Below are 25444 nucleotides of genomic sequence, written 5' to 3'. Positions count from 1 at the left end.
TTTTTAAGACCCTAACCTTATAGTATTTAAGACTATCTTATCTTAAATTAAGAATAAAATTAGACATTTGCCCAATTAGATTTGATGTCATAATGATACCAGATCCAGAAAAAGAGAACGGCAAAAGCTCCAGCTTGATGTACAACTCCCATCAACAGCTGCACATGCGTAATCACCGTTAAAATGCCCAGCACATACTGTGTAAGCATCATTCCCAACAAAATTCTCGCTTTTTGTTTCACCAAGTGTCCAATATTAGCATTACGATTTCGCCACCAAAACCCAAACGTTACAATACCCAACAATGTGCCAAGAATTCGGTGCGTCCACTGTACTGTTCCCGGATGTTCTACAAAATTTGCAAGTACTGGCTGTAGTGTCCATGTCCCTTTTGGCACCCAATCACCGTTCATCGTGGGGAACGTATTGTAAATATATCCGGCATCAAGTCCGGCCGTGAAGGCTCCCCAAACAACCTGAGCAATAAATAGAATAAGCAATCCTATCGACCATCGTCTCAATGAAAGAAGATCGGGACTTTTCTTTACGGGTTGATCCTCATAAAGATCAAGCGCATACCAGATACAAAACCCGAACAAAAGCATCGCCAACAGCAGATGAATTGCCAATCGGTAGTGGCTAACGTAGGGTAGATCTACCAGACCACTTTGAACCATGATCCAACCCATGGCTCCCTGCAGCGCTCCCAATCCGAATAAAATCCATGCCCGGCGTAAGGTCTTGGAGTTAAAATAGCCTCGGATCCAAAAAAATGCGAACGGAATTAAAAATACAACACCTATCAGTCGTCCCAACAGCCGGTGTAGGTATTCCCAAAAGAAAATAGTTTTAAATTCTGCCAGCGACATCCCGGCATTTAGCTGCTGATATTGGGGAAATTCTTTATAGCGTTCAAAAGCAGTCAGCCATTCCGCCTCATTCATTGGAGGGATGGCACCCATAATAAGGCTCCAGTCGGACATCGAAAGTCCGGAGTCTGTAAGGCGGGTGATTCCTCCTACAACCATTATAATAAAAATGAGAATAGCTCCAGTCCAGAACCAAGTTCTTACCGCTTTTCTTTCAAAAGAATTCACAAAAATGTATCGCTCGTCGGTTACTTATGATTGTTTGTGCCAGAATTTATTTAAAGGATTCAAGTCCTTCAAATTAAAGTTCTTTCCCTCACAAAATTATAAAACTGCCCCCTCTTAATGAGAGGGCAGAAGAAAATATAATACAGTCATGAAGGAATTATGAAACCACTTCTTTTCCGGAATTCAGAAAAGCCTGGGCGGCAGCAAGTCGTGCAATAGGAACGCGGTATGGTGAACAGGATACGTAATTTAATCCAAGGTTATAGCAAAAAGCCACACTACTGGGATCGCCACCGTGCTCACCGCAAATTCCAACCTTGAGATCAGATTTTGCATCGCGACCTTTTTCGACTCCCATCTCTACGAGTTGACCAACCCCTTCTTCGTCCAGAACCTGGAAAGGATCGTTTTTAAGAATCCCTTCATTGAGATAGTGCTCCAAAAACTTGCCGGCATCATCGCGACTATAACCAAACGTCATCTGAGTAAGATCGTTCGTGCCGAAAGAGAAAAAGTCTGCTTCGTCAGCAATTTTATCGGCAATAAGAGCCGCCCGGGGAATTTCGATCATTGTACCTACTTTATAATCGACCTCGCTACCCTTTTCAGCAAATACTTTCTCGGCAATTTCATCCACAACATGTCGCTCATGGATAAACTCCTCGGCGGTTCCCACCAGCGGGATCATGATTTCCGGATACACCTCTTTACCTTTACTTTTGACGTCTACAGCCGCTTCTAAAATAGCACGCGCCTGCATTTCGGTAATTTCCGGATAGGTAATTCCAAGTCGACATCCGCGGTGCCCCAGCATAGGATTAAACTCACTCAACAGCCGGATCTTTCGATTCAATTCAGCCTTCTTAATTCCCAGCTCCTTCGCAAGCGTTTTAACTTCTTTTTCCTCATCAGGGAGAAATTCATGCAGCGGCGGATCCAGCAATCGTACTGTAACAGGCAATCCTTCCATCGCCTCAAAAATTTCTATAAAATCTTCGCGTTGATACGGAAGCAAGTTCTCCAGGGCACTTCGACGCTCCTCTTCGCTCTCGGATATAATCATCCGACGCATTTCGCGTATCCGTTCTTCTCCAAAAAACATGTGCTCGGTACGAGCCAGCCCAATGCCCTGCGCACCGTATTCTCGTGCACGTAAGGCATCTTCAGGCGTATCAGCATTTGTACGCACATTCATATCACGAAACTCATCCACCCAGTTCATAAAGGTGCGGAAGTTGTCACCAAATTGGGGTGCTTCCACCTCTTTTTTACCGTTAATTACCGTTCCGCGCGCTCCGTCGATCGAAATCCAGTCGCCCGCCTTAACAGTAACATCACCGGCTATAAATTGCTGCTCATCATAATCAATACTGATATCATCGCAACCAGCCACACAGGGTTTGCCCCATCCGCGAGCTACTACCGCGGCGTGACTCGTCATTCCGCCACGCGATGTTAGAATACCTTCGGCAGCCGACATTCCACCCACATCTTCTGGACTTGTTTCGATACGAACCAATATTACCGGGTTGCCTTTACTATGCTCCTCTTCTGCCGTATCAGATTCAAATACCACTTTCCCCACCGCAGCGCCAGGCGATGCCGGCAAACCTTCTCCAAGGATATCATCTTCATCAATCTCATCTTCCTTTAGCTGTGGATGTAATAGCTGATCGAGATGCCCGGGCTCAACTATATTAGCTACGGCTTTATCCTTTTCCAGAATTCCCTCATTCACCATGTCAATAGCAATTTTAACCGCTGCCGCACCCGTCCGCTTTCCGTTGCGCGTTTGCAGGATAAACAGTTCCCCCTGCTGTACGGTAAATTCGATATCTTGCATATCCTGGTAATGCTCTTCCAGTTGATCCGTCAGCTCCAGCAGCTCATCATAAGAATCAGGCATCACCTCTTTGAGCTCTTTAATATCACGAGGCGTACGAAGACCTGCCACCACATCTTCCCCCTGTGCATTGATCAAAAACTCACCGTATAGCTCATTCTCACCATCTGAGGGGTTCCGGGTAAAACAGACGCCCGTGGCACTGTCATCACCCATATTACCGTAAACCATCGCTTGCACGTTAACAGCCGTACCCAGCAGACCGGTTATTGTATTTATTTTTCGATATTTGATAGCTCGCTTGGTATTCCAGGAACCAAATACACCATTAATTGCAAATCGCAATTGATCATCGGGATCTTGGGGAAAGTCTTCTCCCGTATTCTTTTTATAAACTTTTTTATACCGATCGACCAGCTCCTTAAGATCATCCACATCCAGCTGGGTATCCAGCTCAACGCCTTTCTCATCCTTCAGTTTCTGGAGAGCCTCTTCAAACTTTTCATGAGCCACGCCCATCACCACATCACCGAACATATCAATAAAACGGCGATAGCAATCGTAAGCAAAGCGCTCATTACCGGTTTTTTCAGACAATCCCTGTACCGATTGATCTGTCAAACCTAAGTTTAGGACGGTATCCATCATACCCGGCATAGAAACAGCCGCTCCCGAACGAACTGAAACCAACAGCGGATCCTTGGGATCCCCGAACTGCAAGTTCATTAATTCTTCTAAGTGAGAAATACTTTCATTTATTTCTTCTGCCAGTCCATCCGGCCACTCACCCTCATGCTCATTATAATATTTACAGACCTTGGCAGAGATCGTAAATCCCGGCGGGATGGGCATTCCAATGCTGCTCATTTCTGCAAGGTTGGCTCCCTTACCACCAAGCAGCTTTTTCATTGATTTATCGCCTTCTCCCTTACCACCGCCAAACGTAAATACTTGGTTTTGAGCATCCATAAGAATCACCTTACACTGTTTTTGAGAACGAGCGGGTCGATTCTTTTCTGTTTAAATATTTGTCGAAACACATTGCAATATTGCGAAGAAAAAGTCGGCCGCGCTCAGTTATTGTAATTTTATTATTTGATACTTCCACAAATCCATCCGCCTGTAACTCAGACAAACGTTCAAGACTGCTACTAAAATAATCCTCAAAAACTATGCCCCATTTTTCTTCGATCTCATCAAATGAGAGGCCCATCTTACACATAATTTGCATTATTACATGATGTCGCAACTTATCATCTTTGCAGAGATGCAACACTTTGGCCACAGGACTCTCATTTTTATCTAATATGTTATAATATTCAGGGAGTTCTTTGGTATTCTGCCAGTAATACTCCCCCACATTCGAAATGCCAGACATTCCAAAAGCGTAGAGATCTGCTCCGGCCAATGTACTATATCCCTGAAAGTTTCGCTGTAATGTACCGTCATCCATCGCTTGAGAAAGTTCTTCATCTTCGCGTGAAAAGTGATCCATTCCAATAAAGCGATAACCATTATCAGTCAGGTATGAAATACTAAGCTGCAACATAGACAACTTTTCATCGGTCGAAGGCATATCTTCTTCATTGAGCAACTTTTGGGCAGGCATCATGCTCGGGATATGTGCATAGCTGTATACTGCCAAGCGGTCGGGTGCCAGACTGAGCACATCATCCATTGTCTTGCGAAATGTGTTGAGCCTCTGTAGCGGCAAACCGTAAATAAGATCGAAGTTAATTGAATCTATTCCCGCTCCGCGCAGCCACTCGGAAACCTGCTTCGTTTGCTCAAAAGGCTGGATACGATGAATCGCTTTTTGTACTTCTTCATTCGTATCCTGTACACCAAGCGATGCACGATTACAACCAATGTCTGCCAGCATTTGAATATGCTCTCGGGTACATTTTCGCGGATCAATCTCGACGCCGAACTCTGTTTCATTAGTTAAATTAAATCGGCTGTGGATAGCCTTGCCGAGACGCTGTAGCTGATCGGGCTTTAAAAATGTAGGGGTACCTCCGCCAAAGTGAATCTGTACCACTTCCGAATCGGGGTGCAACATTTCGGCCACCTGATCCATCTCTTTTTCCAGGTAATTAAGATAGAGGTCACCGCGATCCTGATCTTTGGTAATCACCTTTGTACAACCGCAGTACCAGCAGAGTGAAAAACAGAACGGAATATGGAAATAGAGGGATATGGGATGGGGATCGGCATTGCGATCAATCAGGTACTGATGCAAAGATGCTACATCATCCTCTTCGGCTTCCTGAAACTGCACAGCCGTGGGATACGAGGTGTAGCGCGGTCCCTGAACATTGTATTTCTTGATGAGATCGAGGCTTACATCTTTCATAATATTTGTACTTTGGCCACAGCGTAGCACAGATTAGAATTATTGACTAATAGCACGAGCGGACGCTCGCGCTATCGTCTAATTTTAAATTTTTGAAGTAGTCCTTTACAAACTCATCTATCTGTGTAAATCTGTGGCTATATGTTAAAAATCTTTCTTCTTGAACTGTTGCTGACTTCTCCACAGTGGAATACCCAGCCAAAGCATTAAGCAACTTATCGCCACGCTAATACCCATCATACTGCCAAAAAAGCGATTGAAAACTGCTCCGGTATACCCCATAAGGGCCGAAATATCAAACTCAAGTAACACAGTAATGCGAGCCAGATCAATGGGATTTGCCAAGGCCAGTGCCAGCATCGGCTTTTCAATGGGGTAATCACCGAAAGCAAATATTGCAAGCAGTACTAATCCATCGTAAAGTACCGCTAAAAAGAGCCAGCTTATGAGTGCAAAACCGAGTCCTTTTACACGATCTTCAAAAAATTTGAGGGCAAACCAGAAACCAAGTCCGGTAAACAACAACGTTAATGCGATGCCCAACAGTAGTATCAACAAGATTGACTGTGTACTGGCGGTAACAATCATGCCGGTATAAATCATCGGAATAACCGTACCTAATGCATAAGCAACCGCTAATGGTACTGCCAAACCGCCGAATAACCCCCAAAACAGTGAGGGGCGATCGATGGGTTGAGCCAGTAACAGCTCAGTAAATTCCCGCGACTGATACAGGTACAGCGCACCATAAATCATCCCTACAAGGGGTATCAGCAATAGCATGATGTTTGAGATGCTGAGCATTGCTTTGGGACCTGCATTCCCGAATCGAATCATTGCATCAGCAATAAGCAGATAAATCAATCCGTATCCGACAATCCACTTGCCACGAAGCAGATCTTTCCATTGATATTTTAAAATTGTGAGTGCTTTCATGCTGCTGTTTCCTCCATCATTTTTGCCACGGCACCTTCGAGCCGCTGTTCCTGTTGCCGTTCCATGAGCTCGCGCATTGGTCCGTCGTACCGAATATTTCCTTCTACCATAAATATCAGATGATCAGTCAGTTCTTCTATTTCACTCATAATATGTGAAGTAAGCAAGACTGTTTTCCCTTTTTCCTTTTCGCGATGTACCAGTCTCTTAAACTGCACACTCGACTTGGGATCAAGACCTGCCGTAGGCTCATCGAAAATCAGGATCTCAGGATCAAACATCATGGCCAAAATAGCGCCCACTTTTTGACGCATTCCACCGGAAAGCGCGCGCATTCGCTTGTCAATTTCATTATCCAGCTCAAAATATTCGAGCAGTTCCTGATCACGATCCGTATCACTGCCTCGCATAGTTTTAATAAACTGAAACAGTTCCCCAATCGTCATATTTTCGGGATAGCGGGCAATTTGTGGCATATAGCCAATTTTGTTGCGATACTCCCATTCTCCTTCAATTGATTTTCCATCAACCAAAATATCTCCAGACGTGGGCTTTACAAGTCCCAGTAAAGCCTTAATGGTTGTTGTTTTTCCAGAGCCGTTGGGACCAACGATGCCGGTAGCCTGTCCGACCGGAATTTCTAAATCCAGCTCGTTAAGGACCGTACGGGCCCCAAAGTCTTTGCGTAATTTTTGTATTGAAATCATAGCACAGGTTCCATTTGCGGTTTAGAATCAAGGAGCGTCTCCGGGGTAAGAGCCGGCATAAATTTTTCAGCGGCATCCAGAATATCGATAAGGAAGCTTCGCAAAAGCAATAGCGACTGCGGTTGTTTTTCCACAAGAATCGAAAACAGACGCACCGGACGATGCGGTACATCCCCAGTTCCATCATGATTTAGGTCATAACCCTCGTATTTACTCCAGTAATTCTTATCAAAATTATTACTGTAATTCATTCTACTGTTTGTAGATACTTCAAAAGAATTAGCAATAAAATTATTTTTACTGAATGTATTATTCGTGGAGTTTGCCATCAATTGTACAGCCCATCCATTTTGCTCAAACTTATTGCCTTCAACCTTATTTCGACTGGATGCCTCCATGTACAAACCCACAGAATTGTTGGTAAACGTATTTCCGGTTACCGTACTCCTATTAATTTCCTTTAGCAGCATTCCATATGCCGATGAACCCCAGTTATCAGCAAAATGATTATCTACAATATCTACGTTTGAAGTATACATTACCGCGACCCCTCCTCCATTATCACGAAAAGTATTGCGCTCGTAACGGCAGTTATCGGAATACATAAAGTGAATACCATAACGAATGTTGTTTTCACTTTCGTTTCCGGCAATAAAGGCTCCTTCTACAAACTCAAAATAGAGTCCATCACGATGGCCGCTTACATAGTTATTTGTAATTTCTACATCTTTTGTATACCAGAGATGAATACCGTTACCAGAGTTCGTTTCGCGCTGACGGGAGGCGGTAATATGATTATTCTTCACAACGGTACCCTCCGATTTTGCGAGATAGATTGCAAAGAAATTGTCGACCAGCTTCACATTTTCAATACGCACGTGGTGAGCCCCTTCAACCACAATTCCAGCATAGTCATCCATAAACCCGGCTTTGCTGTTGCGAACTTCAATATTTTTGATCACCGTGCTATCCGCATTCACTACTACTACAAAACCCTGATTATCGCCATCGATAATGGCGTTTTCTTCCCCTAACAATGTAATTCGCTTATTTATACGAATATCGTACTCAACATATCGCCCTTCTTTAACGAGTACAGTGTCACCCGGCTGAGCTTGGTCAATTCCGGCCTGTACAGAAGCGATATCACTATCTTTGGCGACAGTAACCTGGTTCGCCGATGCTTGGTGAGCTAATAACGATAGCCCCACTCCAATAAACAGTATTATTGTAAATTTAAATAATCTCATGGCCTCAATCCTTTTATCCTTATTCTAAATTTTCAGTACCAACATGCAGCTTTATTACTACATTTCTATTTGGGACACCTCCGCCCATTTTAACAATTTGCCAGGGCGCTCACTTAGGTGTTTTTCTGCTTCTTTTTGGGAGGGAAAAGCCAATAGCGATTCACCCATGGGACTGTTAACCTCTTCACTTTTTACAAACTGGGCCTCCTTAGCATTTAACCAATTGCCGGGCTTATTATAATTGCTCACATAAAGTTTCGCTCCGTCCAGTTCATCTTTATTTATGCGATAATGAGCAGCCATACATTCTATAGCATCAAACTTATAGGCTTTACCTTTATCACTAACAATTTGTGATGCAAATTGAGCGTCCGTAATCATCATCTTACAATGTGCACATTCGTCACTGCCATAGTGCACCTCGGCCGGTTCCTGGCTGCAGGCCGTAGCCAACAGCAACAGCCCAATAACAACAGTAATTTTTAATATTCGGGATAAATACATCGTTTTATTCGTCTTTTTTATCAATCCTCTTTGCTTTTCCACCATATTGTTCCTGCTATACTCATAGATATTAATGAAATGTAAAATCCAATATGCGGCAGCGAGATGGCATTAATATTCAGCAGCTGTTTACTACCGATCAGCGGTGGCTGATAGGTCATGCCCGGCACTTTAATCGGGGCATCGGGATTTAAATTGTGCCCATAATCATAGCCCCAAATATAGAAATCTACAAGCCCGGCAATTGCAAGCAACACGAATAATCCAAGCCAGTACAAAATCCATCTTTCATTTCCAACACCGGCAATAATTAATCCGCTGATAATCAAAAAGCCAAAAATAAACGGCATGATCTTAAGCTCAGGTATAGAATCGGGATTAATCTCTTTCATCCCTATATAATGGTTTAACCCGTTAATATTTTGTAAATCGTTTTTCGATTTCCCTTCAATATTATCTACCGTAATATTCATGCCAATACCTTCGGGATATTGCGGGGCTTCCATACTGATACTCCAAATAGGAACAAAATAAACTCCTATAAGTATTAGTGCAGCAACGGCCATCCAAACTCTTTTTTGCTTATCCATAATATTCAAATCAAAATTGATATTCTATTGAAATAAGAAGAGAGGAGGCTTCACCCTCCCCTCCCCAAGGATTGAGGTCACTTACTGACCTATGCTATAAGAGATCGGTGTATCTGAATTTTCTGGTGATACTCGAACGTAACCCTGCATCTCTTGGTGCAGAGCTGAGCAGAAATCGGTGCAATAGAATGGGAAAACGCCTACTTTATTGGGCTCCCATTTTAGTGTTCTCGTTTCGCCAGGCATAACAAGCAGCTCGGCATTATTGGCACCTTTCATTGCAAAACCGTGAGGTACATCCCAGTCCTGCTCGAGGTTTGTAACATGGAAGTACACTTCGTCACCTACTTTAATACCCTCGATATTATCGGGCGCAAAGTGGCTTCGAATAGTCGTCATATATACATGTACTTCGTTACCGTCACGTACCACCTTCGTTTCTTTTTCGCTTTTCGCAGCACGAGGGTGATTATTCTCATCGATTTCATAGAATCGCTTCTGATTTTTCTTCACCTTTTCAGCAGCAATACCCTGAGCGTAGTGCGGTTCACCCTCGGTAGGGAAGTCGAGCAGCAGCTCCATCTTCTCACCGGATATATCTATCAGCTGTGCCGAGTGGAACATTTCAGGTCCGGTTGGCAAGTAACGATCTTTGGTAATCTTGTTAAGCGATACCAAATATTTACCAGCAGGTTTTTTGCTGTCACCGCCAGGTATCATTAAGTGTCCCGGAGAGTAATACACATCAATACGGTCAACAACTTCAGTATTTTCGATATCCCATTTAACGATTTCTGATGAGATAAAGGCCGTTGTATAAGCATTGCCACGTCCATCAAACTCGGTGTGTAACGGTCCTAATCCCGGATTTTCAACCTCACCGTGTAGAATGGAATCGTAATTTAAGACCGGAATACCCTGCTCTTCGCCTTCGAAATCTTCGTTTTCAATGGCTTCTTGCATCTTGGCAAATGAGTGAACAGGAATAACTGTAGAAAGCTTACCGCCGGCCGCGATATATTGTCCCGTCGGATCTACGTCAACACCGTGGGGTGATTTAGGCGTAGGCAAGAAATATACAATACCATCCAACTCACGTGGGTCAAGTACTCTAACTTCTTCGATCAGTTCACTCTTGGCAACTCCGCCTTCTTCATGATCGATATAGTTCCGATAATGTTCACCGGGGACCATTTTTCCTTTGCCTTCTTTGGCATATTCAGCGGCTTTTTCCCAGTTGATAGCTGCAATATAATCCTTGTCATTCTTTGAAGCATTGATTTCCAGCATCGTGTGCGCTTCCTCACTGTTATAAGAAGTAAAGAACGCCCAGCCATCAGAAGGACCTTTGCCCGAATGACTTAAATCATAATTGAACCCAGGCATCCTGATCTGAAAGTCAACATTCATATGTCCTTCATCAGAAACTTTAACAAAGGAAATAGTACCCTGGAAGTTTTCTTTATAGCTATCAATACTCACATCCATGTTCTGCATGTTATCCTCATCCATCGGCACACTAAAGCGTGTTGCTGCTGTCACATACTCGGTGTTAGGTGTAACAAATGAAGAGGCGTGGTTACCGGCAGAATTTGGAATCTCAATAATCTCCTGTGTTTTAAACTCATCCAGTCCTACACGGGCAATACGTGGAGTATTATTTTCATTAATGAAAACCCAGCGACCATCCGTTTCCCCATCTGTTTGAGAAAGCTCAGGATGGTGAGCATCGCCCCATGGCACAAAACCATCGGTCGTTTTCAACATCGGCTTGGTTTCTTCATTATATCCCCAGCCATTTGTTGGAGACTGTGAGAAGACCGGAATAGTATAAATATGTCGGCCGGATGGTAGTCCATAAACGCCAAGCTGTCCGTTGTATCCACCAGAAAAGAAGCCGTAAAATTCGTCATGCTCTCCCGGTGCAACGTAAACTTTCTCTGCAGCATCAGAAGAGGAACCAAATTCCCCATTCGAGCTACATCCCATAGATATAAAACCAATTGCTGCTACTGCCGCAAGCGGCCACAGCAATGATTTTTTTAACAGTTTATTCATAGTAGTATGTATTTTATTGTTATTTATTAACGATTGTTTATTGTGATTCCTGTGCCAGGTATTCTACCACGGCTCGCGCTTTCTCTCTGGTCAATTGCTGATTCGTCATCCGTGTCGGATATTGAGACCCTACCGATTTTGCAACCGGATGCTTAGCAAGCATTTCTTCCGGATTTAGAATCATATTCATTACATAGGCAGGTGTACGTGCATTCATAATGCCACCCAGTGGCGGACCTACATAACGACTATCCAGCTTGTGACACGCTCCGCACTTCATATCAAAAACCCGCATCCCTTCTTTGGCTAATTCAGGATCGATTTCATCAATAGTAATTTCTTCTTTAACCGGACCAATGCCATTTGTCATTTCAAATTCGGTCAGCTCCTGCTCCTTTTTTTGAGAGTCAGCATTCTCGGATTGGTTATCCGAACTTCCTCCACAGCCAATGAGCAACGCTGCCGTAAGCACGAGCAATCCAGCAACTTTTGTAATCGTAGTGTTCATCATCCCTTTTGTTTTAAGAGTTTCTTGTCTTCTATTAAAAAACATGCAATTTATGTGCCAGGTTTATTTAGGTTTCTGTTCAGGTTTTAAACGTATAAATCATTGTTATAACAGTCCGCAGATATTCAAGTTCTGCTTTAATAACTCGATACGTTGCATTAATGCAACAAGTGTTCTGCAACTGTTTGCAGTCATGCAATACCGTCTCATACTCAGCTCCAGGTAAACTTTCCATCTGGAGTTATCCTCAAATCCTTTTCTTTTCCTTCCTTTGACATATCCTGTAAACTGGTGTCTGTAAACACATCATTTATTTCATCCCGAGTATCTTCCCACATGTTATGCATCGGACAAGGTTTGTCGGTTCCACAGCCAGGTAGCCCCAGGACACATTCCGTAAAAATGGCTGCGCCGTCAATAGCTTCAACAACCTCTTTCAGCGTAATTTCACTACTTGGTTTTGATAACCTTACCCCACCTTTGGGTCCTTTCATTGATTCCAAAAGATCTGCCGCCGTTAGTTCCTGCAGTATCTTTGTCAAAAAGTGGAATGAGATATCCAGTTTTTCACTCAATCCTTTAATTGAAACATAACCTTCTCCCGATATCGAGGCGAGATAGATCATTGCCCGTAGGCCATAAACACATGATTTGGAGAAGATCATTATAATTTTAGTATTAAGACAATTTTATCTTAAAAATATGTCAAATATAAAAGACCTTCAACTATTTTATATACGATAATGAGACTTGCAACCAAAAGGGCCAGACGGACTAAACTACTCTCTATATCGTTGGATATACCATTGTATTGTTTCTCTCAGACGCTGCTCAAACGATTCTTCACTATCCCATCCCAGCTCTTCCTTAATTTTAGAAGCATCAATAGCATAGCGAAAATCATGTCCCGGGCGATCTTTGACAAAGGTAATCAGATTTTTAAAATCAGAGTTCGGTGCATCTCCAATCTCTTCATTTAAAATATTACAGATCTTCTTTACCAGGTCGATATTCTTCCACTCATTATTGCCGCCAATAATATAGGTTTCCCCCGATTCCCCTTCATTAAAAACCAGATCCAATGCGCGACAATGTTCCCTAACATAGAGCCAATCGCGGACATTCTCTCCTTTCCCATAGACAGGAATATTATCGTGATTCAGCGCAGTACGAATAACAGTGGGAATTAACTTTTCGTCGTGCTGATGCGGACCGAAATTATTGGAGCAGTTCGTCGTAACTACATTCATCCCGTAGGTATGATAATACGATCGGATAATGAAATCACTACCCGCCTTTGATGCCGAATACGGCGAATTGGGGGCATACGGGGAATCCTCTGAAAAAGCCCCCTGCTCTCCCAGCTCCCCATAGACCTCATCGGTAGAAACGTGCAAAAATCGATTCTTTTGCCACTGTTCTTCATCTGCTTTCCAAAACTGTCGGCACTCCTCAATTAAATTAAACGTCCCTACCACATTCGATTGAATAAATGGCTCCGGTCCCTTAATAGAATTATCTACATGCGACTCCGCAGCTAAATGAAATACGCCTTCGGGTTTATAGTCCCGAATAATACTCCGAACAGCTTCACGATCTACGATATCCAGCTTTTTAAAAGTGTACCGATTCGAATTTTTAATCTCATTCAGATATGATAAATCCGAAGCATAGCCAAGTTTATCAATATTCAATAGCTGATAATTGGGATACTTCTCGTGCAAATACAATAGTAAATTAGATCCTATAAATCCCGCCCCACCTGTAACTAATATTCTCATTCTTACTCTTAATTCTTATTGAAATTTTTAACTTTCATTCCCTTGTCCTGTGAAATCAAAACAAATCTTCGTTTTTAATTTCCTGTAGCCGTGGTTGATGCTGGTCTTTCTCTGAGATTATGGGATCGGTAACCTTCCAATTAATACCCAGCTCAGGATCATCCCACAGCAAACCCCGTTCTCCATCCGGATAGTAATAATCGCTGCATTTATAATACACCAACGCATCATCCGACAGTACCGAAAACCCGTGGGCAAATCCCTTGGGAATGAACATCTGGTGTTTATTTTCAGCTGAAAGTTCCATTGCCACGTGTTCGCCAAATGTGGGAGAATCCTGACGCAAATCTACCGCCACATCCAAAATAGCTCCCTGCATAACCATCAGCAATTTATCTTGCTGGCGCTCAATCTGATAATGCAATCCCCGGACAGTGTTCTCTTGGGATTTCGAAAGGTTATCCTGCACAAAATGGACGTCTATACTTTTCTCCTTTAAACACTCTTCCCGGTAGGTTTCCAGAAAAAAGCCCCGTTCATCCCTATATACCTCCGGTTTTAACAGTAGCACATCGGGAATACTTGTTTCTACAATCTCCATTCCTCAATCATTGCGGATTAAAATTTGAACGCTAATATAATAATTTGGGGACAGAATTTTACTGTAGTTCATCTAACAAATTCCTCAATCCCTTTTTCCAGTCAATGATCTCACTTCCTTCCACTTCTTCAATCTTTTCAGTATCCAACTTCGAGAAGTGCGGGCGTTGAGCCTTCGTAGGAAAAACATCCGAGGTAACAGCTTCCAGTGAAACATCAATATTTTTCATCTCAAAAATAGCCTTGGCAAAATCATACCAGCTGATCAACCCTTTAGAAGTAATATGATAAGTCCCGTCTATGTCCCTACGCAGTAAATTCAGGCAATTTTTTACGATGTTTTCAGCAAAGGTAGGGCTACCCCATTGATCGTTAACAACTTGTAACTCATTGCGCTCCTGTCCCAGTTGTAGCATCGTTTTTACGAAGTTGGAACCAAACTGGCCGCACAACCAAGACACGCGAACAATAAGATGGTTTTCCGTTGTTTGGCGAATAGCCTGTTCCCCCTCCCATTTTGTCTTTCCATACCAATTAACAGGATCGGCCGGATGATCTTCAGGATACCCATTCGGAAATTCCCTTTTATTAAGTTTTGTACCGGGAAAAACATAATCCGTCGAATAGTGCACCAGCTTAAATTCCAGTTGCTGACTTAATTCTGCCAGGTATAACGGGGCTTCCATATTGACTTTGCGGGCCCGTTTTTTGTGATCTTCAGCCCCATCCACATCAGTAAAGGCTGCACAATTAATAACCACATCCGGGTTTTGCTCACGAAACTCATCCGAAACCTCCTGGTAGTGTGTAATATCCAGATCGCTTGACGTGTAAGACAGCAACTCGATCTCATCGGAATAGTCTTTATTAATAATCCGTTGCCACTCTTCACCTAATTGTCCCGATGCCCCAAGTAGTAATGCTTTCATCATTGTATTATATAGAATCAACCAATTTGTTCGCTCGCTTATATGATGAAGGCGTTCCAGCGTCGGTCCACCATCCTTCCATTATCGAAAACCGCATGGCATCTTCTTGGATATAGTGATTATTAACATCTGTAATCTCAAGCTCTCCACGATCGGACGGCTCCAGATCCCGAATAAAATCGAATACCCGGGCATCGTACATATAAACACCGGTCACCGCCAAATCACTTTTGGGCTGATCCGGCTTTTCTTCAATCCCTACTATTTTCTTACCCTCTACTTCTGCCACTCCAAAACGTTCAGGATCATCTACTTCTTTAAGTAAAATTTGTGCTCCTTTGCCGGGATAAGAATTAATCGCTTTATCCAAGGAAGTCTCAAAGATATTATCCCCCAAAATCACAGTCATGGAATCATCGCCTACAAAGTTTTCTGCCAGTCCCAGCGCCTGGGCAATGCCCCCGGCCTCATCCTGTACTTTATAGGTGAACCGGCAGCCAAAATCTTTACCCGATCCCAGCAGATTCACCACATCGCCCATATGCTCGGTACCTGTGACAATCAATATCTCTTCAATACCTGCATCGGTTAATTTCCGAATAGGATAATAAATCATCGGCTGATCCCCGACCGGTAATAAATGCTTGTTCGTTACTTTTGTAAGGGGATACAAACGAGAACCCGTACCGCCCGCTAAAATAATTCCTTTCATGAATAGATTATCTTTGGGATTAAAAGAGATTAATAAATTAAAATTAAAAAATGCCAAATGGAACTCTATATAGTCGTTTTAATTTGACCTTTCATTTCATAAGCATCAAAATTTAGAAATCAAATCTATAGAACTCTTTAACAGCATAGAGTATTAATTTGTTATATCCCCTGTAGATTCTATCTATTAATAATTACTAAACCCAATAAGTTTAAATAATTACAATATTAGTTAATGAAATTTAATTAGGCCACGATTGCGTTTATTATAATATTAGTCGGGACTAATAAATAAAAAAGAATGCGATTCACAGAGATTTTTAACAGGGGTACATAAAATATATAAAGACTTACAACAATGGTCGGATTTAGCGAACTACTTCAAACAATGGCAGCTATGGTGCTGTTTTCCCTAATACTGATGACTTCAAATAAGCTCATCTTCCTTAACAGTCAAGTAGAAACGGAAAGTGAGGCCGAAAAACGAGCGCTTACTATTGCACAAACATATATCGACGAAGCCAGAGTTTTGGCCTTCGATGCCAACTCAACAAGCGGTCCCCCGGTCAATATTCCCGAAGGATTTTCTGCTTGTGGCTCGGGAGCGGGAGAAAATAGCCGATCTGATTTTAATGATTTTGACGACTACCACAATTGGACTGAAATAGTAGATTGGGAACCCGGTACCGGTGATGGGGCTTTCCAGGTAGATATAGAAGTACAATATGTAAATCCACCAAACTATGATATGGCAAGCGGCCATACTGGCGCGCCCTATACCGAATACAAAAAAATGGTTGTAACAGTAACAAGTGAGTATCTGAAAAGAAGCAATGGAGAAAATATTCAAATACAGCTGCCTTATCTTCGTCAATATTATAAAACACAATAGGTAATGTACTAACTATGAATCTCGGATTAACAACCAGCTTTATTATTGCGGGTATTTTATTACTGAGTATTCTCAGCATGAATAGAAACATTTCGCAGAGTTCACAGGAACTGACCATGCGGCAGGTTACTCAAATGCATACCGGTACGGTAAGCCAAATTTTAGAAAAAGATATTCCCAATATTGGTTATCAGCAGAACGGAACTATATCTTCTCCCATAACCGATGCCGATAGTGATTTTATCCAATTTAAAAGTGATATCGACAATGATGGCTCTGTCGAAACTATTGAATGGAAATTCACCGATACTGATGTAAACAGTTCTAATCCGAATGACAAAGTATTAATTCGTCGGGTTGATGGTAAAGAATCGAAGTTCAAAACCGGTATCACTAAATTTGAAATTACCTATCTAAATAAAGATCGTAGTGAAATAAGTCCAAGTTTACTTTCTAACCTCTTGGGGGGTGCCCAGACCGAACGCGATAAAATCAGGTTTATCGAAATTAATTTTACTGTGGAAAGCAAAGAAAAAATAGGACGGCCGGGCAATGCTGACTACACTAAATCCACCTGGGAAAAACAATATACACCACAAAATTTAAGGTTATAGAGGTTCTATTATGGGTAGACCAATGCTAATTATTGTAATGGGCTTGTTGATAGCTCTGGGATACACCTTTATGGGGATGAACAGCCAGAAAAAAGGATTAACAACACAATCGGTTAACAGTGCCACCAAGGCAATGGCTCAAAATCTTTCCCACACCGGACTTCAATTTGCCCTATATAAGTTTAATAATAACAATGAGTGGCGCGGACCCGAAACAATTGAAATTGAGGGAGGAACAATAGAAATTTCACTTAAGGAGATTACCCCGGATGTACTCATTGAAGTTACGTCAGTTTCAAAAATGGACAATGCTGTAAATAATCATACCACGATATCAACCTATGATATCAGTAAGAAAGAACAGCTTGTACCGGAATTCAATTCCAGTCTGGGTATTGCGACGGATGATTTCAATTTCTTTTTGGGCGGATCATCAAATATTAATGGTTATGATTCAACCGGAAAATGCGAAGACCGGCCCGGGGTACAAGTAAACTCAGAAGCCGGAAAAACAAAAGTGGGGCAAAACGAACGTATTGACGGAACCCCTGAAGATGAAGCGGCCGTAGGTAATATTGACTATGAACCTTATGCCCAGTTGGTAAACCGTCTTGAAGGTCAACCGCAAACTCAAACAATTAGTGGCAACTACAAGGGAGATATGGGTACCCAAGACGATCCGGGCATTTTCTTTGTTGAAGATTATACCAAATTAACAGGCGGTATAACCGAAGGGTACGGAATTATGGTAGTCCGAGCCGGTGGCCAACTTGACTTAGAAGGTGAATTGGATGTTGCAGGCAATTTTACATTTAACGGTTTGGTAGTTTTCGAAAATGCCTGGGAGATGGATGCCAAAGGAACTCCTACCATCAATGGCAGCGTTATTGTAGGTTCTACCGAAGACCAAATGGTCAATATTGATATTAACGGGGATGTCCAGTTACAATACGATTGTACTGCTCACCAGTACGCCAACTTAGCCGCAGAAAAAGATCTGGATGCCGATCGTATTTATAAGCAAAACAGCATTTATGAATAAACAATTGCCCATAGGCTAATTTAGAATTCACTTATCTACCTTAAGATTTACTAATGCAGAGGGAACATCTCCTCTGCATTTTTTATTTTAGGCTAACTATAAATACGGTCGAGTTCTTGACCAACATTTTGTAAGACAATTCGTTTACATAGTGCAAACAAATGAGAATTGGTTAATTAAGACTTTAATGCAAAAAGTTACCACAATACTGTTGCTCATAGTAGCTGTAAGTAGTATTACTACCCTCACAGCAATGGCACAAGATCAAAATGGGGAGACCAGCAGAATAAGCATTGCTGCTTCTGCCCAGGTGGTCGAATCTATCGAAATGGTAACGGTTAGAGATATGGATTTTAGTTCCGTACGACCCAGCCAGCAGGCCATTTCTATCGATCCGCTTTCTGACTCCAATACGGGCAAAATGATTGCCTTGGGGAATGCGGATTCCCAAATTCGGGTTAGCTTTGTACGTGGACGCACGTTAACACACGCCAGTGGCAGTACACTAACCTTTACCTATGAAATTGCCGGCAATGATGAGGACGATCAGAGCTCAGCTGAAATCCTGCAAACCGATAATCGCGATCTGACACTCAACAGTAATGGAGAATATTATTTTTGGATCGGCGGCCAGGTAAACGTTGAAAATGCCAGACCGGGGAATTACAACGGCAATTTCACCATTGAGGTTGAATATATATAAACCTATAGCAGTCGCTTTATGAAAAAAATTCTAATTGCATTTATATTTTTAATTCTTCCTTTTGGGCCTGTAAGTGCCCAAATGTTTGCTATCAATGTAGAAGCACCACCAGAATTAACAGTGACAGTAAAAACCGGTGGGGTTTTAGATTTTGAGACTGTACTCCAAAATAATTCTTATGATATTTTACTTGACGATCCAAAAACTGAAATTATTAGTATAGAGGGCCAGAAAAATAAAAGTGTTGAAGTTACGATATCTGCCCAAGATCTGATGCTGGATGCCTCAAACACCATACCCTACACCTTAGGTGCCGCTTATGCAAATCAAGGGAGGGAAAATATAGAGGATGCAATAACTTTTAATGGCAATACGGCCATATTCGAAGTTAATGGCCAAGGTAGTCAAAATGACAGCAGTAACGATACGGGAAATAGTAGTGCTCCCGGTGGCGGAGGGGGAGGATCTACTGCAACAGCGTATGTATATATTTACGGCGGTATAGAAGTCGGTAATGTCAAAGCCGGAAAATATAAAGGTCAAATAACAATTTCTGTCACCTATACTAATTGATCTAATGAACTTCAGATTTTTTTCCATAGTACTTGTTAGTATCACCTTTTTCTCACTGCCTATTCAAGGCCAAACATTACGTTTCAATATGGATGTTCAGCCTGAGTTAGGCGTAGAAGTACTACAGGATCTAAATTTTGGTACGGTAATAAGTAACAGCGGTACTCATCAAATTGAATTGGCCAATCCGCAAATGGGCATTTTCAAAATAAGAGCCCTTGCGGCGCAAAGTGCCATACTTACACTGCAAAGACCCGACCGCTTAACACAATCTGGCGGGCAAGACACCACCAATACCATCCCCCTTAATCTGGATGCCGCCTATTCACACCAAGCCAGCAATTATCAAGATCTGTTACCCTTTGGCAACGATATGTTACAGGTAACCCTCAGTGATGATGAGAATCCTAACAACAATAAAGAACAGGTTTGGGATACCGGCTATGTCTATATTTTTGGAAATATTGAGGTCGGCGATATCTCTCCCGGCTCCTACTCGGGCACATTGGTTTTGAACGTCGTTTACCAATAGAAATTACGATTTATTAATCTTCTGCAGTATTGAAACGCCTTTTAAGATATTTGGTGTTACTAACTATTCATAATGGCGCTATTCAATAGTGATTTTGAAAAGCTTAGAATCCTTTAATTAAAAGGCTCTAACTAAGAGATCCGAGAGATCATTTTTATCTTGGGAGTGAAGCAATCAAAGAAACTCAATTTATCTACAAAAATAATAAACGGCTCTAACCATGAAACGATTACTCCAACTTACACTCATCTTACTTATTACAACAGGCTTGACCACAATTGCTAATGCACAAAATACTGCTACTACGAATATTAAAAGCTTTGCTAAGGTTCAAGCATCTATAAATGTCTCTCCAGTTCAAGCTCTAAATTTTGGCACGATAGCTCAAGGTGCTACTAGTGAAGTTCTAGTAGGTGATGATGCTCAAGCTGGCCAGTTTACGGTAGATGGCTACAGTGGTAATTTAACTTTGGAATTTAGCTTTGCCAATGGTGGAGAGTTACAAGGTCCAGGGGCTCCAATGACCATCACTTTTGATAATAACGATGCTGCCTGGGGACAAGACGCCAATACTCAAAATGAAACTTGGAATCCAACTAATACCAAAACAGGCGTCAACCTAGCCGGAGCTTCCAATAGTGAAATTTATGTATTCATTGGTGGTTCAATCCAATCTGCAAATAACCAACTTGCCGGTACCTATGAGGAAACTATTACCTTGACTGCCACACATAACTAAGAAATACTTTTATTAAAAAAAAGCCAAGATCTAATCCGTCTTGGCTTTTTTATTTATAGACAAGCCTAGAATTGTTCCAATAGCAGCTTCCTATGCTTTTTTGCACAAATTTCTTAGGTTCCCCCAACGGTAATTAAAACCAGTCTACCCGAGATGAAAAAACTGTCCTTTATATTTCTGCTTCTTTTTGGGGTGTTTCTTGCAGGCGCCAAGGCACAAATAACCATCGCTCCCACCATGGTATTCATAGACCAGCAAGAACGTTTTGGCAGCTTTTTGGTGCTAAACGGATCAAACCAGGCCCAGGAAGTATCCATTGAATTTCCCTTCGGCTATCCCACAACCAACAATGAAGGCAATGTCCAGATGGTTTATGACGACAGCAGCCGGGCCCAACAATACGGTATTAGCAACTTGGTCAAGGGCTTTCCACAGAATTTTGTACTGCAACCCGGCCAGCGTCAGACAGTAAGAATGACGGTACGACCCAAAGACTTTTCGGACGGCACCTACTGGACCCGTATTAAAACCACGTCAAGTGCCCAAAATCCTCCTATCGGTGAAGAAACCGAGGATGGCATTACGGCTCAAATTACCTACAAATTTGAGCAGGTCACCACCCTATTTTATAAACACGGCGATACCAATACCGGAATAGAGATCCAAAACTTTACCCAACAAAATGCTGAAGATAATTTTAAATTTATTGCCGATGTCAACAGGTCAGGCAACTCCCCTTTTCTTGGATCGATTATTTTAACCGTTACCGACAGTGATGGCAATGAGATTGTTGAAAAGCGCGCTTCCACTTCTATCTATTTCGAATACCGGCAAGTTTTTGAGATAGCCCAAAATGAACTAGAAAATGGGAAATATACGGCTGAAATTACTTTTGAAACGCAACGACCCGATGTGCCTTCGGAAAACATCATTCAAATGGAACCGGTATCTCAATCTATAAGCTTTACCAAAAAGTGAGTAAAGAAGGCCGTTTCTTAATCTTATTCCTCCTTCTACTCTCTTTAAGTACACCTGTCCTTTCTTTTGACAATGCCATAAAGGCCGCACCGGTATCCGAATTCCAGGAAGCACAGGCTGACCAGCAACGGCCAAATCAACAAGAGATATTTCTTTCATTTACCTACCGTAATTTTTTTGAAAGGGTTATAACCGCCTATTATGAAGATGGCACCTACTATCTTCCGGTTTCAGAAATATTCAGCAGTCTTAAAATTTCTCACGAGGTAGACAATGGAAGTTTATCCATCGAAGGCTTTTACCTTGATCCCGATAATAATTTCCACTTCGATTTCAGCAACTATGAAGTAATCCTGGAGAATAAGGGAACCTTCCGTTATGACAGCTCTAAGATGCTGGTTAAGGAGTTAGATTTCTACGTGAGTCTTGATGTGTTGTCAGAAGTATTTGATCTAAATTTTTCTGTTGACATGAATAATCTACTTTTGCAGCTCGAAACTCCAAACACCTTGCCCATCGTTGAAGAGTATGAGCGGCAGCGGCGTAGAGAGCGTCAAGAAAAAGCCAGTATTGGACAGAGTTATCATCCCCTTGTTTTTGAACGAGATAGAACTTTCTTCGGTGGCGGCTTTTTCGATTATTCGCTCACGTCTATTATAAACGAAACACAAAACTCCTATACCTATAATTTTGATCTTGGCACGGAAGTAGCCGGCGGTGATCTTGAGGGTTCTGCATTTGGTAGCTATTCTGGCGGTTCATCTAACTTTACCACCAATAACCTACGCTGGCGATACGTTATGCGGAATAACGATTATTTAAGCCAAATCTATGCCGGGCAAACACGATCGGATGGCTTAAGCAGCCGAAATTTTACGGGCATTCGATTAACAAACGAACCCATCGAGCCCCGCTACATGTACGATTCATATGAGATCGAAGGAACGGCCCCTATCGGATCAGAAGTTGAGCTTTACTACAATAATTCACTCTATGATTTTGCCCGAATAACGGAAGACGAACAGTATCGCTTCTTAGTGCCTCTCACCTACGGTACTTCCCGATTGCGGTTGCGAATTTATGGTCCTGACGGGCGAATACAGGAGCGAGAAGAACGAATACAGATCCCCTTTAACTTTCTGCCGGAAGGTGAAGTCAGCTATCATTTTAATGCTGGTCAACTGGATAATGCCTTTTTTGGTACCACCACCGAAAGTTATATGGCCCAAGGTGATGTTGCGTACGGTATTTCTAACTGGCTGACCCAGCAAGTGGGGGTAGAATACTTTAATGAATACTCCAATCAGTCTCCTGTTTTCTTTAGCTCGACTTCTGCACGGGTATTCGACGATTACCTGTTAAATCTCGATATCGCTCCCAATGCATTCTATCGAATATCCGGGAATGTTATTTATCCCTCATCTGCCAGCTGGGGATTAAACTATACCAATTATACCGATAACCAAATTTATAACCCGGTCGGCAACGAGCAGGAATTTTCAGCCAATGCATTTTTCCCGTTATCGATAAGAGAAATGCCGTTTAATTTCCGATTCCGGGGGAGTTACGCTCAAAACTCTACGCTGGATAATATCAGCTATGCCATTGACTTGAACTCACGAATTAATCGCCTGAATCTAAGGTTCAGTTACCGCGACCGTCAGTTCGGTAGATTTTCGTTCGACCCGAGTAATAGCTCAGATCTTAGCGCATCCGCTACGTATCTTATTTCTCGAACCCCCAACATCCCCCGTTATCTTCAAAATACCTTCGTTAGTGGTAGCATCAATTACAGTCCGGGAATTGGTGCCTTCAGAGAAGCCGAAATACAAGCCTCCAAAAGCATATTTGAAAATGGAAGAATTCAGGCATCCTATTCCAGAAATTTTTTACGTGATTTCAATTTCCTGAACGTTGGACTGACCATTGATTTTAATGCATTTCGTAGCACCACAAATGCCAGGAAATTGAGCAATCAATACACCTTTTCCCAGAATATTAGGGGATCGATCGGATATGATGATTACAATAACGATTTAACCGTCTCGAACAGGCAGCAGGTAGGACGTTCTGCAACATCTGTTCGTCTTTATGTAGATTCGAACAACTCTGGTACTTACGACGAAGGGGACGATGTAATAAACGACGAAGCCGTTCGTATTGGACGAGCAGGAGTTATGTCTACATCTTCAGAGGGCATTTTCCGTTTCAGCCAGCTTCAGTCCTACCACAGAATTAATATGGAGATCAATCAATCAGCTATAAAAAATCCAATGCTGGTGCCTGAAATAGAGCAATTTTCTATTGTCACAGATCCCAATCAGTATAAACCGATAGATGTACCATTCTATACTTCCGGCGTAGTATCTGGCAAAGTTGTAAAAATGAACAACGGGAATGAGAAGCCGCAATCCGGCCTCCGCGTTTACTTAGATTCCAAAAAAGATACGACCTACAAAAAAGAAATGCGCACATTTAGCGACGGTACGTTTTATGCCTATGAAATCCCTCCAGGAAACTACAATTTATATATAGATAGGAAACAGCTGGAATTCCTCGATGTTAATTCCAACCCTGACACCATGCAGGTTGAGGTTGAAGCCCTCGCTGAGGGGGATTTCGTCGAAGGATTGAATTTTATCCTCAAACCCAAATCAACTATTGAGCCCATTGCAGCTGATACTGTAACGCCTGATCCAACCGAAACTACTTATATCTCCGATCAGCAACTCTATTATAAAATTCAGCTTGCCAGTTTCAGGACATTATCAAAAGCTAAAGAAGTTGCTAAAGAAGCGGCAAGTAGGCTTAATGGGGCTTTTAGCGTAATCCTTAATACCAACACCGACTTATACGCTATTCGTAGCCTCTCTTTACCAAATCGGGATCAAGCTATCGAAAACATTTTATCATATCACGGTAATACATTTGAAAGAGCCGCGCTCGTTGTCCTTGACAGCAATAATATTAAACCTGATGCTCCCCAAGCAGACTTTATCAAGCTGAGAGAATTTCCAACAAAAGATACTGCCAGCCGCTTTGCTGATCAAGCCACAAACGAAATGAACATACAAACCTCTTTCAGTTTTAATGAGGCCAATGATAATTATTTGGTATATGTAGATGAGCGATATTCGTCAAAAACAGAGATGCAATCACAGCTGACAACTATCCAAAATAAATATTCTTATGCAGATGCCTCTCTTGAAAACATCCAAAATTACTCTCTATTTATTGGTGAGAAAGAAGAGCGCGCGATGGAATTTAGTTTTCAAATCCGCATAGAAAATTCATTGGGGAAAGCTGACGAAGAACTTTTAAAATCCTTGATTGATCCTGAATCAGGAGCAGAATTTAAAAAATCTTCTGACGGTACAATTGTTTTTGAGGGGCTTACTTCATGGACTCGGACCAAAGAATTGCAACAGAAGCTTGCTGAGATCTCTGCGATAGAACAACATCTAATAACTGTGCTGGTTGAAAGATAGTAGCTATTAGTTG

The 25444-nt window shown here is 42.0% G+C and carries 24 protein-coding genes; 9 read left to right on the top strand and 15 right to left on the bottom strand.

Translation table 11 applies throughout. The features are described from left to right. Nucleotides 1-59: 59 nt before the first annotated feature. The 15 genes from ACQ4LT_RS09675 to ACQ4LT_RS09605 form a co-directional block, all read right to left on the bottom strand. Nucleotides 60-1097: a COX15/CtaA family protein gene (locus ACQ4LT_RS09675; protein ID WP_445665834.1), complete on the bottom strand. Its 1038-nt coding sequence runs from the start codon at nucleotides 1095-1097 to the stop codon at nucleotides 60-62. A gap of 157 nt (nucleotides 1098-1254) precedes the next feature. Beyond that, nucleotides 1255-3909, bottom strand: coding sequence for a pyruvate, phosphate dikinase (gene ppdK / locus ACQ4LT_RS09670; protein WP_445665833.1), 2655 nt, complete (start codon nucleotides 3907-3909; stop codon nucleotides 1255-1257). A 10-nt stretch (nucleotides 3910-3919) separates the two neighbouring features. Further along, nucleotides 3920-5296: an oxygen-independent coproporphyrinogen III oxidase gene (gene hemN / locus ACQ4LT_RS09665; protein WP_445665832.1), complete on the bottom strand. Its 1377-nt coding sequence runs from the start codon at nucleotides 5294-5296 to the stop codon at nucleotides 3920-3922. Between the two features lie 144 nt (nucleotides 5297-5440). Next, a complete protein-coding gene (locus ACQ4LT_RS09660) occupies nucleotides 5441-6232 on the bottom strand; it encodes an ABC transporter permease (RefSeq protein WP_445665831.1) in 792 nt (263 codons plus the stop codon). Continuing rightward, complete coding sequence (locus tag ACQ4LT_RS09655; protein ID WP_445665830.1) at nucleotides 6229-6939, bottom strand: ABC transporter ATP-binding protein; 711 nt, start codon at nucleotides 6937-6939, stop codon at nucleotides 6229-6231. The genes ACQ4LT_RS09660 and ACQ4LT_RS09655 overlap by 4 nt, the downstream gene beginning before the upstream one ends. Further along, nucleotides 6936-8189 (bottom strand): nitrous oxide reductase family maturation protein NosD, encoded by a 1254-nt coding sequence (locus ACQ4LT_RS09650; protein ID WP_445665829.1) that lies wholly within the window; start codon nucleotides 8187-8189, stop codon nucleotides 6936-6938. The genes ACQ4LT_RS09655 and ACQ4LT_RS09650 overlap by 4 nt, the downstream gene beginning before the upstream one ends. 57 nt (nucleotides 8190-8246) lie before the next feature. Beyond that, on the bottom strand, nucleotides 8247-8693 hold the full coding sequence (locus ACQ4LT_RS09645) for a nitrous oxide reductase accessory protein NosL (RefSeq protein ID WP_445665828.1): 447 nt from the start codon (nucleotides 8691-8693) through the stop codon (nucleotides 8247-8249). Between the two features lie 20 nt (nucleotides 8694-8713). Continuing rightward, nucleotides 8714-9283: a hypothetical protein gene (locus ACQ4LT_RS09640; RefSeq protein WP_445665827.1), complete on the bottom strand. Its 570-nt coding sequence runs from the start codon at nucleotides 9281-9283 to the stop codon at nucleotides 8714-8716. Between the two features lie 81 nt (nucleotides 9284-9364). Beyond that, nucleotides 9365-11341 (bottom strand): Sec-dependent nitrous-oxide reductase, encoded by a 1977-nt coding sequence (gene nosZ / locus ACQ4LT_RS09635; RefSeq protein WP_445665826.1) that lies wholly within the window; start codon nucleotides 11339-11341, stop codon nucleotides 9365-9367. A gap of 37 nt (nucleotides 11342-11378) precedes the next feature. Next, the gene (locus ACQ4LT_RS09630; RefSeq protein ID WP_445665825.1) at nucleotides 11379-11852 is read right to left on the bottom strand and encodes a c-type cytochrome; all 474 of its coding nucleotides are present in this window, start codon (nucleotides 11850-11852) and stop codon (nucleotides 11379-11381) included. Between the two features lie 209 nt (nucleotides 11853-12061). Beyond that, entirely contained in the window at nucleotides 12062-12514 is a 453-nt protein-coding gene (locus ACQ4LT_RS09625; protein ID WP_445665824.1) for an RrF2 family transcriptional regulator, read from the bottom strand. Between the two features lie 114 nt (nucleotides 12515-12628). Then, a complete protein-coding gene (rfbB, locus tag ACQ4LT_RS09620) occupies nucleotides 12629-13630 on the bottom strand; it encodes a dTDP-glucose 4,6-dehydratase (RefSeq protein WP_445665823.1) in 1002 nt (333 codons plus the stop codon). Between the two features lie 55 nt (nucleotides 13631-13685). Further along, complete coding sequence (rfbC, locus tag ACQ4LT_RS09615; protein ID WP_445665822.1) at nucleotides 13686-14231, bottom strand: dTDP-4-dehydrorhamnose 3,5-epimerase; 546 nt, start codon at nucleotides 14229-14231, stop codon at nucleotides 13686-13688. A gap of 58 nt (nucleotides 14232-14289) precedes the next feature. After that, nucleotides 14290-15162, bottom strand: a complete 873-nt coding sequence (rfbD, locus tag ACQ4LT_RS09610) for a dTDP-4-dehydrorhamnose reductase (RefSeq protein ID WP_445665821.1) — start codon at nucleotides 15160-15162, stop codon at nucleotides 14290-14292. A gap of 4 nt (nucleotides 15163-15166) precedes the next feature. Then, nucleotides 15167-15871 carry a sugar phosphate nucleotidyltransferase gene (locus ACQ4LT_RS09605; protein WP_445665820.1) on the bottom strand — a complete coding sequence of 235 codons (705 nt, stop codon included), beginning with the start codon at nucleotides 15869-15871 and terminating at the stop codon, nucleotides 15167-15169. A 357-nt stretch (nucleotides 15872-16228) separates the two neighbouring features. Between ACQ4LT_RS09605 and ACQ4LT_RS09600 the strand changes: the two genes are divergently transcribed. The 9 genes from ACQ4LT_RS09600 to ACQ4LT_RS09560 all read left to right on the top strand — a co-directional run bounded on the left by ACQ4LT_RS09600 (nucleotide 16229) and on the right by ACQ4LT_RS09560 (nucleotide 25431). Then, entirely contained in the window at nucleotides 16229-16762 is a 534-nt protein-coding gene (locus tag ACQ4LT_RS09600) for a type IV pilus modification PilV family protein (protein ID WP_445665819.1), read from the top strand. A 14-nt stretch (nucleotides 16763-16776) separates the two neighbouring features. Next, a complete protein-coding gene (locus ACQ4LT_RS09595) occupies nucleotides 16777-17376 on the top strand; it encodes a hypothetical protein (protein ID WP_445665818.1) in 600 nt (199 codons plus the stop codon). A 10-nt stretch (nucleotides 17377-17386) separates the two neighbouring features. Beyond that, nucleotides 17387-18418, top strand: coding sequence for a hypothetical protein (locus ACQ4LT_RS09590; protein ID WP_445665817.1), 1032 nt, complete (start codon nucleotides 17387-17389; stop codon nucleotides 18416-18418). Nucleotides 18419-18605: 187 nt separating this feature from the next. Continuing rightward, nucleotides 18606-19121, top strand: a complete 516-nt coding sequence (locus ACQ4LT_RS09585; protein ID WP_445665816.1) for a DUF4402 domain-containing protein — start codon at nucleotides 18606-18608, stop codon at nucleotides 19119-19121. Nucleotides 19122-19139: 18 nt separating this feature from the next. Continuing rightward, the gene (locus ACQ4LT_RS09580) at nucleotides 19140-19694 is read left to right on the top strand and encodes a hypothetical protein (protein WP_445665815.1); all 555 of its coding nucleotides are present in this window, start codon (nucleotides 19140-19142) and stop codon (nucleotides 19692-19694) included. An 88-nt stretch (nucleotides 19695-19782) separates the two neighbouring features. Further along, nucleotides 19783-20226: a hypothetical protein gene (locus ACQ4LT_RS09575; protein WP_445665814.1), complete on the top strand. Its 444-nt coding sequence runs from the start codon at nucleotides 19783-19785 to the stop codon at nucleotides 20224-20226. Nucleotides 20227-20446: 220 nt separating this feature from the next. After that, nucleotides 20447-20965, top strand: coding sequence for a DUF4402 domain-containing protein (locus ACQ4LT_RS09570; RefSeq protein ID WP_445665813.1), 519 nt, complete (start codon nucleotides 20447-20449; stop codon nucleotides 20963-20965). 153 nt (nucleotides 20966-21118) lie between these two features. Continuing rightward, complete coding sequence (locus ACQ4LT_RS09565) at nucleotides 21119-21943, top strand: hypothetical protein (protein WP_445665812.1); 825 nt, start codon at nucleotides 21119-21121, stop codon at nucleotides 21941-21943. Then, nucleotides 21940-25431 carry a hypothetical protein gene (locus tag ACQ4LT_RS09560; protein WP_445665811.1) on the top strand — a complete coding sequence of 1164 codons (3492 nt, stop codon included), beginning with the start codon at nucleotides 21940-21942 and terminating at the stop codon, nucleotides 25429-25431. Before ACQ4LT_RS09565 ends, ACQ4LT_RS09560 begins: the two co-directional genes overlap by 4 nt. Nucleotides 25432-25444: the final 13 nt, after the last annotated feature.

It is taken from the genome of Fodinibius sp. AD559 (assembly GCF_052712805.1).
The sequence above is the reverse complement of the archived record's forward strand: the minus strand, read 5'-3'. Positions and strand labels throughout refer to the sequence as shown.